Below are 14,824 nucleotides of genomic sequence, written 5' to 3'. Positions count from 1 at the left end.
TCGCAAGCGATCGTATGCTCGATTACTTCGACATGGAGTCGACGCTGTCCGAGGAAGAGCGAATGCTCGTCGACTCCGCCCGGTCGTTCATCGACGGCGAGGTCGAGGACATCGGCCAACACTGGATCGACGGCACGTTCCCCATGGACCTCATCCCGAAGATGGGCGAGATGGGCTTTTACGCGCCGAACTTGGAGGGATACGGCCTGCCGGGCGTCAGCGAGCGGGCGTACGGCCTGCTGATGCGCGAGCTGGAGGCGTGCGACTCCGGGCTTCGGTCGATGGCGAGCGTGCAGGGCGCGCTGGTGATGTACCCGATCCACGCGTTCGGCAGCGACGAACAGAAGGAGGAGTGGCTCCCGAAGCTCGGTACCGGCGAGGCCGTCGGCTGCTTCGGGCTCACCGAGCCGGAGCACGGCTCGAACCCCTCCGCGATGGAGACGATGGCCGAGCCGGACGGCGACGAGTACGTCCTCAACGGCTCGAAGACGTGGATCACGAACTCTCCGATCGCGGACGTCGCCGTCGTCTGGGCCAAGGACCACGGCGCGGCAGACACTCCCGTTCGCGGGTTCCTCGTCGAGACCGACCGCGACGGCGTCACCACAAACAAGATCGACGAGAAGCTCAGCCTGCGCGCGTCGATCACGGGCGAGATCAGCCTCCAGAACGTCCGCGTTCCGAAGGAGAACCGGCTGCCGGGCGTCGAGGGAATGAAGGGGCCGCTGTCGTGCCTGACGCAGGCCCGCTACGGCATCGCGTGGGGCGCGGTCGGGGCGGCGGCGGACTGCTTCGAGGTCGCCCGTGAGTACGCCACCGACCGCGAGCAGTTCGGGAAGCCGATCGGCGGTTTCCAGATGCAACAGCAGAAGCTCGCGGAGATGGCGACGCAGATCACGCTGGCGCAGCTCCTCGCGCACCGGCTCGCGGAGCTCAAAGAGGCGGGCGAGATGCGGCCGCAACACGTCTCGATGGCCAAGCGCAACAACGTCCGCACCGCCCGCGACCAGTCGCGGATCGCCCGCGAGATGCTCGGCGGCAACGGGATCACGGCCGACTACTCGCCGATGCGCCACATGACGAACATGGAGACGGTGTACACCTACGAGGGCACCCACGACATCCACACGCTGATCCTCGGCGAGGACCTCACCGGGATCCCGGCGTACCAGTAGCGCCGCCGGCTTCTCTTTCTCTTCGACACGCCCCTACGCGACCTGATTTCGCAGCCCGTCATACTCGCCGGTCTCGGCGACCCGCTCGAGGTTCGCGACGAGAATGTCCGCGCGCCGCTCCCAGTACTTCGGGGTGTGGCCCGCGACGTGGGGAGTCAGGAAGACGTTCTCGAACCCCCACAGGTCGTGGTCGGTCGGGAGCGGCTCCGGATCGGTGACGTCGAGGGCGGCCCCGTGGAGTGCGTTCGACCGCAACGCGTCCACGAGTGCCGGCGTGTCGATCACGCCGCCGCGCGCGACGTTGACGACGATCGCGTCCGTCGGCAGCGCGTCGAGCTCGGCCTCGCCGATCAGCCCCCTAGTCGTCTCCGTCAGCGGGCACGCGAGGACGAGCACATCCGTCCCCGGTAACGCCGCAGAGAGATCGTCATAACTGACCACCTCGTCTGTCGGCCCGCCCTTCTCCGGCGAATAGCGGACGCCGACCGTGTCGACATCGAATCCCTCAAACCGCTCGACGACCGTCTCGCCGATGGACCCGACCCCGACGACGGTGACGGTGCTGCCGGCGAGCTCGGTGAACGACTGGAAGCGGCGCCACTCTCGGCGACCCTGGCGGCGGCGCCCCTCGTCGAGCCGCCGCGCGAATGTCAGCACCCAGCCAAGCACGTGCTCGGCAATGTTCGGACCGTGGACGCCCGACGCGTTCGTCACTGCGACGCCTCGCTCGGCGAGAGCGTCTAGCGGGAGGTGGTCGACGCCGGCGGCGTTACACGCGAACAGCCGAAGATTCTCGGCGGTCGCCGCCTCCTCAGCGTCGATGTACTTCCCGGCGACGACCGTCGCCTCCCGCAGGTACCGTTCGTGTTCGTCGGGCGTCGCGGCGAGACGGACCTCGCGGTCGGGGAGTCGTCGGGCGAGTATCTCCGCGTAGTCGGTCGCCGAAATGCCGTGGGCGTCGTGATCGAGCACCGCGACGTCGATGGTAGACATGGTCCACGCGACGCGGCCAGCCGACAAAGTTCTCGCGGTGGCGGTAGCCGGCGGGAGCGACCCGCATCGAGCTGGCGGCGTCGCGCTATCGTCTCACTCGTCCATCCGAATTGGAGGCGACGTGCTCATCAGGAGGAGGCAGGCGATTCCGACGCCGGCGCTGACGACACCTGTTCCCACACCCACCGCGCGAACCGCCGTTTCAAATCCGAGCGCGGCGCTCACGACGGCGACGGCGACGCCCATGAGGACCGGGGTCGCCGTCGCCGCCGCGCGCCCGCTGCCCTCGCCGAGGCTGACAAGCCCGCCGCGCAGGTCCGCTGGCGGGAGCGTCGTGATGACGCTCCGGTAGATGGAGAGTACGAGCCCGAACCCGGCCCCCATGAACACGACGCCGACTGCGGCGACCGCGATCGACGGGGCGAGGAAGGTGAACGCGAGACCGGCGCCCATCGACAGGTTCGTGGCGACGAGTGGGTAGAGCCGGTCGTCGAAGAGCGCGGCGACGCGGCCCGCCTGCGACGCCGCAAGCGCGTACGTGAAGCTCGCGAGTGCCGTGAGGACGCCCGCCTCCGTCGGCGTGTATCCGAGGACGCCGACGATGAGGATCGAGTTGTACGTGAGGAAACCGAACCACGCGATGTTTGCTGTTCCGCGGGCGGCCACCATCGCCCACGCCCGCCGGTGCGCGACGAGCGTCCGCATGTCATCCAACTGCTCTCGGAGCCCGGCCTCGGATTCCCCGTCCGCCGACTCGTCGAGCGGCTCCTCGAAGCAGACGTAGATGACGGCCGCGATCGGGAACGCGACAGCGTACAGCAGGAACGGGTACTGCCACGCCGCGCCGACCAAGACGCCCGCGGCCAGCGGGAACGCCGTCTGCGAGAGCCCGGAACCGGTGAACCGGAGCCCCTGTGCGGTCGCCTCCTTCGTCCCCGTGTACAGGTCGCCGAGGCTAGTGATGATGATCGGCGTGAGCGCGGCGAACCCAATCCCTTGGAGCGCGCGCAGCGCAAGCGCCGCGCTGAACGTCGAGACGAGCGCGATCGTGGTCCCGGTGAGACCAAACCAACACAGGCCGAAGATCAGCACTGGTCGCCGTCCGTAACGGTCGGAAATGACGCCCGCGATGGGGATGACAAAAATAGAGGGCGCGGTGAAGGCCGACATCATGAGGCCGATGTTTGCTGTCGACGCGCCGAGCGGCTCGACCAACGATCCGAGCACCGGCGAGAGCAGGGCAGTGCCGAGCGGCGGGAGGATGTTGATGAGCAGTAGTAGCTGAAAGGGGCGCTCTCGCACGATCCCCGAGTCGGCTCCCGCGATCGACGAGAGTGAGGACACATCTGTTGGCACGCAGTCTCCCGAATTAAACCTACGTGTTACCACAGACTAGGCGGGATCGCTACACATTCGTTCGACTCATTCGAATACTTATATACCTAGATACGAGAAGATCGACCATGATAGACCACCCGGGCGACACGGAGGACGGCGCCAGAGTTGACACGGTCCGAACCGCGGAGACGATGTTCGACATCGTAGAACACCTCGACAACGAGAACGGTGCGTCTCTCGCGACCCTGGCAGGCGAACTCAATTACGCCAAGAGCACGGTCCACCGCCACCTTCAGACGCTGGAGGCGCTCGGCTACGTCGTCCACCGCGACGGCGGCTACCACGTCGGACTTCGGTTCCTCGAAATCGGAGTTACGGCCCGGAGCAAATACCGCGGATACGACCTCGTGCGACAGAAAGTCGAGGAAATTGCCGAGATGACCGGCGAGCGCGCGCAGTTCTTCGTCGAAGAGCACGGGAAGATTGTGTACCTCGCGCGGGCCATCGGCGACCAAGCGGTCCAGACCGATCCTGGGATCGGTAGCCGGATCCCGCTGTACGCGGCGTCGGCCGGGAAGGCCATCCTCGCTGAGTTTCCGGAGCCGGAGCTATCCGACATGCTCGAACGGATGTCGTTCGATCCCGTCACAGAACACACGATCACTGACCCGGACGTACTCCGCGCGGAGATCGACGAGGGACGAGACCGTGGGTACTACTTCAACCGCGAGGAGTCGCTTCGCGGCACACACGCCGTCGGAGTCGCGATCTGCGGTCCGGACGGCGACGTGATCGGTGGTCTCAGCGTCACCGGCCCCTCTCACCGCCTGAACGGCGAGCGACTCGAATCGGAGCTCCCCGATCTGTTGCTCGGGGCGGCCAACGAACTCGAACTCAACATTGCGCACTCCTGACGCCGCCGACCGATTCTCGCTAGCCGTTTCTTTTGTTCGAACATATCGGATGAATACACGGCCGACAACTCAAAGATGATTTGTTCAGCAAAAAATAACAACAGTACAGTTGTAATTCTGATCGATTTGCCTTCTCGTTCTCCTCAACCCTCGTGTTCAGATAAGCTGATTCCATGCGAAAGCGAACGATCTCAGCCACTCGTCAGCAGTTTCTGCTTCGGCGTTGCTGAAGCAGTTTGTGAAACAGAGAGTTCTGCATTTTATCTCACGAAAGACACGTTCGACACCATTCTGATTTCCATGTCGTTCATATCTAAAATCGAGATCGTGTTTGCGACAAGCTCGCTGAAGTGAAGCTGCGCCATCAACGAGAAAAACTGCGTCATCTACGTCATGTTTTTCACAGAGCTCAGCAAAAAATAGATCTGCAAAAGCATTATATCTGGTCGGCTCAAGCTTTGTATGTAGTAGATCGTTCGAGTCTGGATCGACGGCAGCGTACAGCCAATGTTGTTCACCGTCAAGCTGAATCACGGTCTCATCAACCGCAACGTGATTCGAGCTCCGACCAGTTTCTGGCTGTAAATCGGCCTTATGAACCCAGTTGTGAACGGTAGATCGAACCCGATCAACACCGAATACCTCAAGAAACAAAACAGTATTTAAACTCGATAATTCAGCTAGATGAAGCTGAATACTGAGCTTCATCAACAGCTTCGGTGTTGCTTCTCGCTCCACAAACTCTAAGTTGATCTCGTCTAAACAGCCGCTGAGGCGGTCGTTTTTGGGGATGAATCACTTTGAAAACGAACCGCCTCACCTTTCAATCCTTATCTGAACACCGCCACACGAGTCGGTGGCGAACGCCCCTATCAGTAACCTCGCACGGTGCCCGCTCTTCCCCTACGGACTCGGATAGTTGTGTCAGTCCGTCTCGATCAGTCTGGTTGTGTCGAACGACTCCGACGTGAGTTTGGCATATACAAACCTATATGCCGCGGTGAAAGTCATGAACAACATGGACGCCGACGACTCAAGCGGGTCACCTCGCCGCATCAAATCTATTCAGACAGCGAGTGCCATCTTGGAAGCGATCCAGTATCTCGATACGCCCACGTTTACCGATCTCTGCGGCGAAGTCGACCTCTCGAAGGGGACTGTCCACACATATCTCAAGACGTTGGAGAGCGAGGGGTTCATCGCGAAATCCGGGAGCGAATATCAGCTCGGGATACGGCTGGTAACGATGGGTGAGAGCGTCCGAAATCAGACGGACATCTACCGCGCAGGTCAGGACGAGGTCGAAAAACTTGCCGAGAAGACGGGAGAGTGGGTCCATCTTACGGTCGAGTGTCAGGGACAAGAAGTAACGCTCTACGAAAGCAGCGGCGACAGAGCGATCGCGATGGATTACCACCTTCGAATGCGCGAGTCGCCGCAGTACCTGTACCACACGGCAGCCGGAAAGGCGATGCTAGCGTGTCTCGGTCGGGAAAGGGTCCGAGAGCTCATCAACCGCCAGGGGTTCGTCCAACGAACCGAAAATACGATCACTGATATCGAGACGCTATTCAAGGAACTCGACAAAATCCGAACCCAGGGGTACGCGGTCAACGACGAAGAGGAAGTACGTGGAATGCGATCGGTCGGAACCGTAGTCACGGGACCTGACGCCACCGTCTGTGGTGCCATAAGTGTAACAGCCCCCACGAGTCGTCTCTCCGGGAACTACTTCGAGTCCGAGATTCCGGAGTTAGTGATGGAAGCGGCCAATATCATCGAAGTGAACCTCGAGACGGCCGGCGTCGAGAAGGCGCGATAAGTCCGGAAACTGAGTCGAAGACGGAGTTTTCTCGGAATCGTCGTCGACGTTCACGCCGTGAGGGGGTGTATTCTGGAGTTTGTCGCTCGACCTATGGCCAGAGTCCCCGGGCTTCCTTTGCGTCCCCGATGCGGTTGAGCGCCACGACGTACGCCGCGTCCCGCCAGTTCAGGTCCCGGGCGTCGACTTCCGCTTTCACGTCGGTCCATGCGTCGAGCATAGCGGACTCGAGTTCGTCGTTGACCCGCTCTTCCGACCACGTTCGACGGTTAATATCCTGAAGCCACTCGAAGTAGGAGACCGTGACGCCGCCGGCGTTTGCGAGGATGTCGGGAATGACGCGTTTGCCACGCTCGTGAAGGATCGTGTCCGCGGTCGAGGTAGTCGGACCGTTCGCGCCCTCCACGATGATGTCGGCCTGGATCCGATCCGCGTTGTCGGCCGTGATGACGTTTCCGATGGCGGCCGGGATGAGAACGTCCACGTCCAGTTCGAGGAGTTCCTCGTTGGAAACCGTGTGCGAACCCTCGTGACGCGTCACGCCTTCCGGTTCCTCCTTGTGGGACGGCACGTCCTGCGTCTGCAGTCCCTCCGGTTCGTACAGACCACCGTTGACGTCGCTAACGGCGACGACGTCCGCGCCCCACTTGTCGAGCAGACGAGCGGCGTTCGCACCGACGCTTCCGTACCCTTGCACCGCGATCGAAACGTCGTCGAGGCTCTCGTCATAGTACTCGACCGCTTCCCGTGCGACGATGGCAACGCTCCGTCCGGGGGCTTCCTCGCGACCGAAACTCCCACCTATGACGGGCGGTTTGCCGGTGACGACGCCGGGGATCGTTTCCCCTTCCTGCATGCTGTACGCGTCCATGAACCAGGCCATCGTCTGTGCGTCGGTACCCATATCGGGTGCGGGGATGTCCCGACTGGGGCCGACCTCGTCTCGGATTTCTTCCGCGAACCGTCGAGTCAAGCGTTCTTTCTCGTCGGCGCTGAGGTCCTTCGGATCGACGACAATACCGCCTTTCCCGCCGCCGAACGGGATGTCCATCACCGCGCATTTCCACGTCATCCACATCGCGAGGCCAACGCACTCGTCGGCGGTGACTTCGGGGTGATAGCGGAGTCCGCCCTTGTAGGGGCCGCGGACGTCGTCGTGCTGTGCGCGATAGCCGGTAAAGACGTCGACGGACCCGTCGTCCCGTTCGAGCGGAATGGAGACCTCGACAACTCTGGTCGGCCGGTTCAGGCGTTCGATAACGCCGTCGTCGACGTCGGTCCGGTCCGCGGCGGCACGGAGCTGCCGGCGAGCCGTTTCGAGGGGCGATTCGCTGGTCGATTCGCTGTCCGATTCGGAGCGGGAAGTCTGCTTCTGTGTCATTGTTGAAGTCGGTCGGTGGTGTCGGTAGTGATCGTCCGGTGACGGGAATCGCGAACCCGTGGGAACCCGTCCGGGTCGTGCCGGCAACGTCGTGTGGTCATCAACTGAGCGAGCGATTACGATTCCACGTGGTCAATCGCATCGTCGAGTAGTCTGATAGCGAAGTCGAGTTCTCGCTCGCGAACGTCGAGGGGCGGGAGCAGGCGGAGCGTCTTCTGTCCGCACCCGAGCGTCAGTAGCCCTTGCTGGAGGGCAGCATCGACGACCGCCTCTCGACGCTCCTTCGTATCGAACTCGATCGCGGTCATGAGACCGAGTCCGCGAACGTCGACGATCGTCTCTGGATGGCTGGCCTGAAGCTCCTCGAGCTGTTCCAAGAACCTCTCCCCGGCCTGTTTCGCGTGGCTAAGGAGATCGTGTTCTCGTATGGCTGCAACCGTGAGCGTTCCCTGAATTGACGAGAGAATATCGCCGGCACCCCACGTCGAGGAGAGGCGGCTCTTTTCGTTCGGGAACATCTCTTCGGACGCGATCGTCGCGCCGACGCGCAGCGCTTTGGCGCTTGTGATGACGTCCGGTTCGAAGTCGTAGTGGTCCGAGGCCCACATCTCACCGGTCCGGCCGACGCCGGACTGGATCTCGTCGGCGATCAGCGGGATGTCGTGTTCGGCACAGAGGTCATTGACGGCGCGCATGAACTCCGGTTCCGGAATCTGGTAACCGCCTTCGCCTTGGACCGGCTCGAGGATGAGGAAGGCAACCTGTTCCGGTGGGATGTGACCGTATTCCGGGTCCAGTTTCTCGCGGAGGCGTTCGACGCCGGCCAGACTGTGGGGCACGTCGTGAATGCCACTGAGTTCGGGGAACCCACGGCGATGGACGGATTTCGATCGGTTCAGCGAGAGCGTCCCGAGCGTGCGCCCGTGGAACGCCCCCTCGAACGTGAGTCCGTATTTGGGCTGCTCGCAGTTGTCGTAGCAGATCTTCATCGCGTTCTCGACCGCCTCGGCCCCGGAGTTCGACAGGAAGACCGTATCCATCCCGTACTGATCGGTGATATCCGTCAGCGTATCCAGTAGATGGCTGGGGCCGGGGAGGTCGGTGTCTCCCGGTGTGCCGCCAGTACTGACGTAGAAGTCCTGCCCCGCGATCTTCAGCGGATCAACGAGGTCGAACTCCCGTAACTTGTCCATCAGCTTCGGATTGTTGTAGCCGAGCGGAGCAGCGGCAACGTGACTCGTGAAGTCGAGCAGGACGTTCCCATCGGGGTCCGTACAGAACGGCCCCTCGGCGTCTTCGGTGATGTCCCAGACGAAATCATAGACGTACGTGCTCGCTGCTGCCGCCTCGTGGTGAAAATTGACCCACTCTTCGGCCTTTGGTCCTGGTAATTTTTGGACTGATGGCTCAGCCTTTTTTCGCTGCATGCACTGCCGAATTCCGCTAACACCCTATAAGTATTTTGGACGATGGCTGCACGCCGGCACTATAGCACCGCCGATCTATGGTTTGTCATAGTCAAACGATTTGGGAGCATATTTGCCTGTTGCCGATCGCTGTGATCCGGAACGCGGCGATCCATTACATCTGTATGTTTGTCAGTACTCACCCGTTCAGCCCCGTCGTCTCGTTTCGCACACGGAAGTAAGAGAGAAACTCAACGGTTACCGGGGACAACAGTTTTGACATTCACGAACGAGTCCGTACTCAGATAGGCGTGAAACAGATCCTCAGGCGACGCTCGAACTTCGTTCGTCTCGTATTCGGCCGTTCGCTTGGTATCGTGTCGGGTATCGGATCGGTCAGTCGACCGTTTCATCGTCACTCGGTTCTGGTGTCGCTCTCGGCCCGACTCTTCGATCGCGGATATGCGACTGTTCGGAGCGACCGCACATGTTCTCTGGAGACTCGGGCCACTGAATGCCGTTGCTGATCGCGAGCGTCTCGACGACGCGCCCGTCACACCACGGCGCAGCCGGTTCGGTGTTCGATCCAAGTTACGAACGATCCGCGGCGAGAGTGGCACTGAAACACTCACTACCCGAATGCGAGTCGGGACGCGGACTCGAGCGAGCGGGACCGGGCTCTGGTTCGTATAACTCAAACAAAGAGCTCGAATACGCTCACCGGTTTATTGCCTGTTCGGTCGCATTCTCGCACAGATCCGCCGTATATAGCTAGGACACCGATTAAACACTGTCTATCTTGTCTCTAAAGAGGTAGCAACCGTGACAAGCAAGGATCACCCGGCCTCGATCGGCCCACCGATGCAACGGAAGGGAGCCCGATTGTCTACGGGGTTATCTCGGGGACCGCCGAAAGCGACATTCGAACCGGAGCGATAACGGAACGCCGTGGGTTGCTCGATCGAGTCGCGTTCCGGGTCGCGTGCGACTCCCGTGCGGAACAAACGGGATACGTCGATATCGGAGTCTCCGCCCCGTGGTCTCCAAGTAAACCGTCACCGCCCCCGGTTTGATATACTCGAACTAATTGTTCCCTGTCGTGGAGCAAACTCCCACGTAGACAGTCATCGAACGGCCTGTGAGAGCATAAGATACATAAACGATCATTGTGATTCTTGAATCGGTATGCATTGTCAATCCCACCCTTCCAGAGCGAGTACACTGACAGTGAGGTCTCGAAGCGTGGCTGTCTTTACTGCGGAAGCACCCGAACCCCGCGTGGCCCGTAGTGACTGAATACAATGGACTACGACATTCAGCTCTTCGAGGACCTCGATCCAGACACCCGTCCCTCATTGAGCGAGGCGTTGGTACCGATTGTGGGAATGCTGTCGTTCCTCGGCATCGGAATCGGAATATACGGGCTCGACCCGCAGTTCCCACTCTTCTGGGGGATTACGTTTACCGGGTTGTTTAGTTACTACTGGCTCGGGGTCTCATGGGACACCTTGTACGAGGGAATCACCCAGAGTCTCCTTATGGGGATTCAGGTGGTGTTCATTCTCTTCATCGTGTACGCGCTCATCTCCACCTGGATTCGTGCGGGAACGATTCCGGCGATGATGTACTACGGACTCAGTCTATTGACTCCGGTAGTGTTCCTCCCGATGACCGCGGTGATCACTGCCGTTATCACGTTCGCCATCGGGTCCTCGTGGACGGCGGCGGGGACGCTCGGTGTCGCATTTATCGGGATCGGCTCCGGGCTCGGCCTCCCGGCACCGATGACGGCCGGAGCGATACTCACCGGGGCGTACGCGGGCGACAAGCAGTCACCGCTGTCGGACACGACGAACCTCGCAGCAGCCGTCACCAATACCGATCTATACGACCACATCAACGCGATGCGAAGCGGAACGCTGCTCGCGTTCACGATCAGCGTTGTGTTGCTCGCGCTCCTCGGCCTCCGCGCCTCCGGATCCATTCCGGCCAATCGGATCGCCGAGATACAGACGGCACTCGCCGGTACGTACACGATCTCACCGCTCGCGTTCTTCCCGATCGTCGTGACGTTCGCACTCGCGATATACGGTATTTCGGCGATCCCGGCCCTCGGGACGGGTATTTTTGCCGGTGCAGCGACCGCGCTCACGCTCCAAGGAACGGGCTTCGAGCAGATCTGGACTGCGGCCCAGAGCGGCACGAGTCCCGAAACCGGGCTCGAGGTCGTCAACGACCTCCTGGCGAGTGGCGGGATGGTTGGCGGCTCGTGGGCCGTTACGATCGCCATTTTGGCCCTGGCACTGGGTGGGATGTTCGAATGCACCGGCATCATCGCCGTTCTCGCCCATCATCTCGGCCGGCTGAGCCGCAGCGTCGCAAGTCTGACCGGCGTGACTGCGTTCTCGGCCGTGTCGATGAACATTCTCGCCGCGGAGCAATACGTCAGCATCGTCGTTCCGGGGGTCACGCTGCGGAGCCTGTACGAAGAGAAAGACCTCAAGAGCGAAAACCTGTCGCGAGCCATCGAATCGTCCGGGACGGTGACGAGCGCGCTCGTCCCGTGGAACAGTGGTGCCGTCTTCATGGCGGGAACGCTTGGCGTCAGCACGCTCGAATACGCGCCGTACTACTTCTTCGGCTTCCTCTCACCCCTGATACTAATCATGATGGGTATAACGGGATGGAATATTACGCATAAGGAAGTGGCAGGCACGGAGAGCGGCGCAGTCGAACGCACCGAGACCGCGGCGGTCGAGGACGAGTAAGGTTCGTTCGGTCGTTCGGCGCATTTCGGTATTCCGGTATCGCGTCCGGACACGGCAGTCCGTGATGCAATCGAAGGATCCGGGCAGCGGAGGTCGCCGCAGTCGACGGAATGGCCCTCGATATCGAGAACGGAGGGTTCGCCTCCCTCATCGACCCCTCAGGCTGCGGAGGCCGCGTTAAGTTAGAGGATGAGGCGGACGACTTCCGGGTGTCTATGGCAGAACTCGGCCGTCTCAGCGAAGGCGACGTGCGGATCGACTTGTCGGTCGTGGAGCCCGATCGAACGCCGTGGTGGGCGATTGGAGTAGGAGTTCGCATTTATTTACCCTATATATCGTTAGGTATAATATATAAATTTTCTATATAATAGGTCGATCGGCGTCACGTCGCTGTCCGCGATTGGATTCAGAAAGCTGGTCTATTCGCCGGCCTCCTGAATCTTCGGCCCTGAAACCGTTACGCCAAGACTATCGAAAGTAGAATTCGCGGAAAAGATATGAGACATCGACCAAGTGGCCCTTTCAGTCTTGGAGCGTCGCGACTGTTTGGCCCGCTTCCTCGGCCCCTTCGCTCCGCGACATATTGTACGTCGCGAGCGCTTCGTCAAGACCCATCTATTAACCGAATATGGGTTCTGCTACCGTATAAACGCTTGTGTCAATCGATCTGTTCTAGTGCTTCGGTAGCCACGTCACCGAGTTCCCCCGCCTCGATGTGTGAGTACCGTTCCCGGACCATCTCCTCGGAGTTATCGAGATATCGGGCCGCCACCGTGTATCCAAACGCGCGGACAAGCACCTCACCCATCCCACGTCGACCACCGTGCGGGGCGAGATAGTCGTGTTTTGGATGGTCGATGTCGATCTCTGCATCGCTTGAGAGTCGCTGAAGAATCGACCGAGCGCCGTCCGTCGTGACCGACGCCGGTCGGATATCCTCGTCGAGTGCCACCAGAAGGTCACGAGGGTACTCCTCTCGCAGATCGTCGATTGATTCCGGTCGTTTTCCTCGGTCGGATAACTCATCCTGGATGAGTCCTGCGAGCGTTCGTTGGTCGAACGTCGGGAACACCGGCCAACGTTCCGTCGGTGGGTCCATCAGCCTTCGATAGCTCCGAAGTGGCGAGATTACTGGGTCGGGGAGACTGGCGGCGTCCCACTGCTGTTTCTTTCGGTAGACATCCATACTCCCGTCGTCAAGCGATATCTCTTCCCAGCGGACTCCGCGGCGGCGCGGGTCGTTCGGATCCCGGAGCACTTCCCCGACACGGACAGCTGTGTACGCGAGGACAAACACGAGAGCACGGTCACGAGCGGCTTTCAGCGCCTCGTAGCGCGCTCGCTGTCTGTCAAGAGGATCAGTATCCTCTGGGAGTGTGGTGAATGTCTCGATGGCGTCACGGGCTCGCTCGTCGCTGTACCGAGTCAGGGCGTGGCGCTGTTCGGACGTCCAGGCCTGCTGGTCACCGGGCTTGCGACCGTCGTCCTCGGGTAGCGGGGCCATCGCACTTGCCCGCTGCGCGTAGTGCGCCTCGAGATACCCCTCGTTGACGCACCAACCACACCACGCAGAGATATAGCGGTAATAGGTTTGTACCGTATTCTGCTTGAGTCCCCGATCTCCACTGAGATGCCGGGCGTACTCCCGGAATACTCGTTCATCGAGATCGTTGAAGGTCGGCTCCCGTTCGACATCGTCGGGGACGATTCCGGTCCAATCGTCGTCGCCGTGGTCGCGGTCGCCGGCAGCCCACTCGGCGAACCGCTCGAGCTCGCGCGCAGCGTTACGTCGATAGTTCCCGCCGTCGCCTCCGCGGCCTTTCCCCTTGTCCTGGAGGTACCGTTCGAAGGAACTTGCGAGCGACTGATCGGCGCGTTCTCGAGGTGTACCAGGAGTCATAATTCTTCGTTCGCGTCTTGGTAGGTCGGACGAACCTCCTCAAAGAGCGTTTCGACGATTTCCCAGAGGATCAGGGAGGGGGTTTCGTGTTCGAATGTGATCCTCCAGCGGTCCTCCGTAATGGCGGCTGAGTACTGGAAATGCGCGTGTCCGAGTTCGGGATGGTCCTCGTCCTGGTGCCAGCCGGCGTGAAAGCCCGTGTTTGGGTCGGTGTAGTTGATCCGGAACCAATCGTGAGGGTCCTGTTGATACCACTTGACGGTCAATTCTGGCGACTCAGGGCCTGTTGGGGGCTCCTCAAGGCGGGTCGGATCGAAAACTGCTCGCAGTTGCTTGGCCTTGATATCGTCGGGAAGGAACTCGACGGTCGTGATCTGAGGAACCCGGTCGAGGACGTCTCGTTTCAATTGGGCGTAGAGGTTCGCATTCGGATCACCACCTAGGTGTGGCACCGACATCCGTTAGCTGCTGGCCTCAGCAGGCTCTGTCGTCGGCGCGAGGAAGTCCCATTCGCGGATGGCGAAGCCGACGATCTGGATACGTCGCTGCAGGTGCTCCCACTCGCGGGCAATCTCACGGCGGCGATTTTCTTCATCGGCGTCAAGGGACTCATCAGCGAGCGTCCCGCGAAGCTGGTTTGGCGACTCAATGCCGAATTCATTCTCCCAGTCGCGAATCTGCGTCTTCATATCGGCGAGACGGTCCGTGAGTTCCTCGACAGTGTGCCCGCTGTCTCGGAGCCGCATCGCCTCCTGCATCGCTTGGCGGCGGTAATCAGGGTAATACGTGGTGTGAGTCCCGCTTTCGTCACGGTGGAGGATGCCATCGTCGACGAGCCGATCGAGGACGCGTTTGGTCGGCTCGTGTGACCAGCCCGCTTCTGAGGCGATCCAGTTGGCCGTCTGAGGCTCAGAAAGTTGCCGGGCGGTCATCCTCACGCGGTCTTCACCCGTGGTCTGACGTTCCATCAGGCCCTCGGAGTTCGATTCGTCTTCGGACATACAACACCGTTCGCGCTTTGCCTTAATATAGGTTGAGGTCATTAGTCCTATATCGATTACGTTTCTTCTCCATTGCCTCGATCGGCTGAGGAGAGTCAGAGAAGTCTCGAACCCCGTTATTGGCGG

13 protein-coding genes are annotated in these 14,824 nt (G+C 60.9%); 5 read left to right on the top strand and 8 right to left on the bottom strand.

Features of this window, described 5'->3' with window-relative positions; all coding sequences use genetic code 11:
* The first annotated feature begins 14 nt into the window (after window positions 1-14).
* Window positions 15-1,175: an acyl-CoA dehydrogenase family protein gene (locus ACP96_RS13375; protein ID WP_050033673.1), complete on the top strand. Its 1,161-nt coding sequence runs from the start codon at window positions 15-17 to the stop codon at window positions 1,173-1,175.
* Window positions 1,176-1,208: 33 nt separating this feature from the next.
* Here ACP96_RS13375 and ACP96_RS13370 read toward each other — a convergent pair whose 3' ends face one another.
* Window positions 1,209-2,168, bottom strand: coding sequence for a D-2-hydroxyacid dehydrogenase (locus ACP96_RS13370; RefSeq protein ID WP_050024770.1), 960 nt, complete (start codon window positions 2,166-2,168; stop codon window positions 1,209-1,211).
* Between the two features lie 93 nt (window positions 2,169-2,261).
* Entirely contained in the window at window positions 2,262-3,512 is a 1,251-nt protein-coding gene (locus ACP96_RS13365) for an MFS transporter (RefSeq protein ID WP_050033672.1), read from the bottom strand.
* 119 nt (window positions 3,513-3,631) lie between these two features.
* Between ACP96_RS13365 and ACP96_RS13360 the strand changes: the two genes are divergently transcribed.
* Window positions 3,632-4,420 carry an IclR family transcriptional regulator gene (locus ACP96_RS13360; protein WP_050024774.1) on the top strand — a complete coding sequence of 263 codons (789 nt, stop codon included), beginning with the start codon at window positions 3,632-3,634 and terminating at the stop codon, window positions 4,418-4,420.
* Window positions 4,421-4,576: 156 nt separating this feature from the next.
* Here the strand turns inward: ACP96_RS13360 and ACP96_RS17940 are convergent, their stop codons facing one another.
* Complete coding sequence (locus ACP96_RS17940; RefSeq protein ID WP_082222549.1) at window positions 4,577-5,212, bottom strand: IS6 family transposase; 636 nt, start codon at window positions 5,210-5,212, stop codon at window positions 4,577-4,579.
* Window positions 5,213-5,438: 226 nt separating this feature from the next.
* Here ACP96_RS17940 and ACP96_RS13355 point away from each other — a divergent pair, with 226 nt between their 5' ends.
* A complete protein-coding gene (locus ACP96_RS13355) occupies window positions 5,439-6,242 on the top strand; it encodes an IclR family transcriptional regulator (protein ID WP_050024806.1) in 804 nt (267 codons plus the stop codon).
* A gap of 91 nt (window positions 6,243-6,333) precedes the next feature.
* Here ACP96_RS13355 and gdhB read toward each other — a convergent pair whose 3' ends face one another.
* Window positions 6,334-7,623 carry a glutamate dehydrogenase GdhB gene (gdhB, locus tag ACP96_RS13350; protein ID WP_050024776.1) on the bottom strand — a complete coding sequence of 430 codons (1,290 nt, stop codon included), beginning with the start codon at window positions 7,621-7,623 and terminating at the stop codon, window positions 6,334-6,336.
* Window positions 7,624-7,739: 116 nt separating this feature from the next.
* Entirely contained in the window at window positions 7,740-9,050 is a 1,311-nt protein-coding gene (locus tag ACP96_RS13345; protein ID WP_050024779.1) for a class-III pyridoxal-phosphate-dependent aminotransferase, read from the bottom strand.
* Between the two features lie 1,280 nt (window positions 9,051-10,330).
* Here ACP96_RS13345 and arcD point away from each other — a divergent pair.
* Window positions 10,331-11,797 carry an arginine/ornithine antiporter ArcD gene (gene arcD, locus ACP96_RS13340; RefSeq protein ID WP_050033671.1) on the top strand — a complete coding sequence of 489 codons (1,467 nt, stop codon included), beginning with the start codon at window positions 10,331-10,333 and terminating at the stop codon, window positions 11,795-11,797.
* 110 nt (window positions 11,798-11,907) lie between these two features.
* A complete protein-coding gene (locus tag ACP96_RS13335; protein ID WP_050033670.1) occupies window positions 11,908-12,165 on the top strand; it encodes a hypothetical protein in 258 nt (85 codons plus the stop codon).
* 290 nt (window positions 12,166-12,455) lie between these two features.
* Here the strand turns inward: ACP96_RS13335 and ACP96_RS13330 are convergent, their stop codons facing one another.
* The 3 genes from ACP96_RS13330 to ACP96_RS13320 are packed head-to-tail and all read right to left on the bottom strand — an operon-like array spanning window position 12,456 to window position 14,740.
* Window positions 12,456-13,697, bottom strand: coding sequence for a phage integrase SAM-like domain-containing protein (locus ACP96_RS13330; protein WP_050033669.1), 1,242 nt, complete (start codon window positions 13,695-13,697; stop codon window positions 12,456-12,458).
* Complete coding sequence (locus ACP96_RS13325; protein WP_050024782.1) at window positions 13,694-14,155, bottom strand: hypothetical protein; 462 nt, start codon at window positions 14,153-14,155, stop codon at window positions 13,694-13,696. Before ACP96_RS13325 ends, ACP96_RS13330 begins: the two co-directional genes overlap by 4 nt.
* A gap of 3 nt (window positions 14,156-14,158) precedes the next feature.
* The gene (locus tag ACP96_RS13320; RefSeq protein ID WP_050024784.1) at window positions 14,159-14,740 is read right to left on the bottom strand and encodes a DUF7342 family protein; all 582 of its coding nucleotides are present in this window, start codon (window positions 14,738-14,740) and stop codon (window positions 14,159-14,161) included.
* Window positions 14,741-14,824 lie beyond the last annotated feature (84 nt).

This window comes from Halorubrum halophilum (genome assembly GCF_000739595.1).
GTDB classification, from domain to species: domain Archaea; phylum Halobacteriota; class Halobacteria; order Halobacteriales; family Haloferacaceae; genus Halorubrum; species Halorubrum halophilum.
Note: the sequence above shows the minus strand (reverse complement) of the source record. Positions and strands in the feature narration are given on the sequence as shown.

Excerpts from the sequence above, each read along its gene's own strand:
- ACP96_RS13375 (WP_050033673.1), top strand. The coding sequence starts at position 15 with ATGCTCGATTACTTCGACATGGAGTCGACGCTGTCCGAGGAAGAGCGA.
- ACP96_RS13370 (WP_050024770.1), bottom strand. The coding sequence starts at position 2,168 with ATGTCTACCATCGACGTCGCGGTGCTCGATCACGACGCCCACGGCATT.
- ACP96_RS13360 (WP_050024774.1), top strand. The coding sequence starts at position 3,632 with ATGATAGACCACCCGGGCGACACGGAGGACGGCGCCAGAGTTGACACG.
- ACP96_RS13355 (WP_050024806.1), top strand. The coding sequence starts at position 5,439 with ATGGACGCCGACGACTCAAGCGGGTCACCTCGCCGCATCAAATCTATT.
- gdhB (WP_050024776.1), bottom strand. The coding sequence starts at position 7,623 with ATGACACAGAAGCAGACTTCCCGCTCCGAATCGGACAGCGAATCGACC.
- ACP96_RS13345 (WP_050024779.1), bottom strand. The coding sequence starts at position 9,050 with ATGCAGCGAAAAAAGGCTGAGCCATCAGTCCAAAAATTACCAGGACCA.
- arcD (WP_050033671.1), top strand. The coding sequence starts at position 10,331 with ATGGACTACGACATTCAGCTCTTCGAGGACCTCGATCCAGACACCCGT.
- ACP96_RS13335 (WP_050033670.1), top strand. The coding sequence starts at position 11,908 with ATGGCCCTCGATATCGAGAACGGAGGGTTCGCCTCCCTCATCGACCCC.
- ACP96_RS13330 (WP_050033669.1), bottom strand. The coding sequence starts at position 13,697 with ATGACTCCTGGTACACCTCGAGAACGCGCCGATCAGTCGCTCGCAAGT.
- ACP96_RS13325 (WP_050024782.1), bottom strand. The coding sequence starts at position 14,155 with ATGTCGGTGCCACACCTAGGTGGTGATCCGAATGCGAACCTCTACGCC.
- ACP96_RS13320 (WP_050024784.1), bottom strand. The coding sequence starts at position 14,740 with ATGACCTCAACCTATATTAAGGCAAAGCGCGAACGGTGTTGTATGTCC.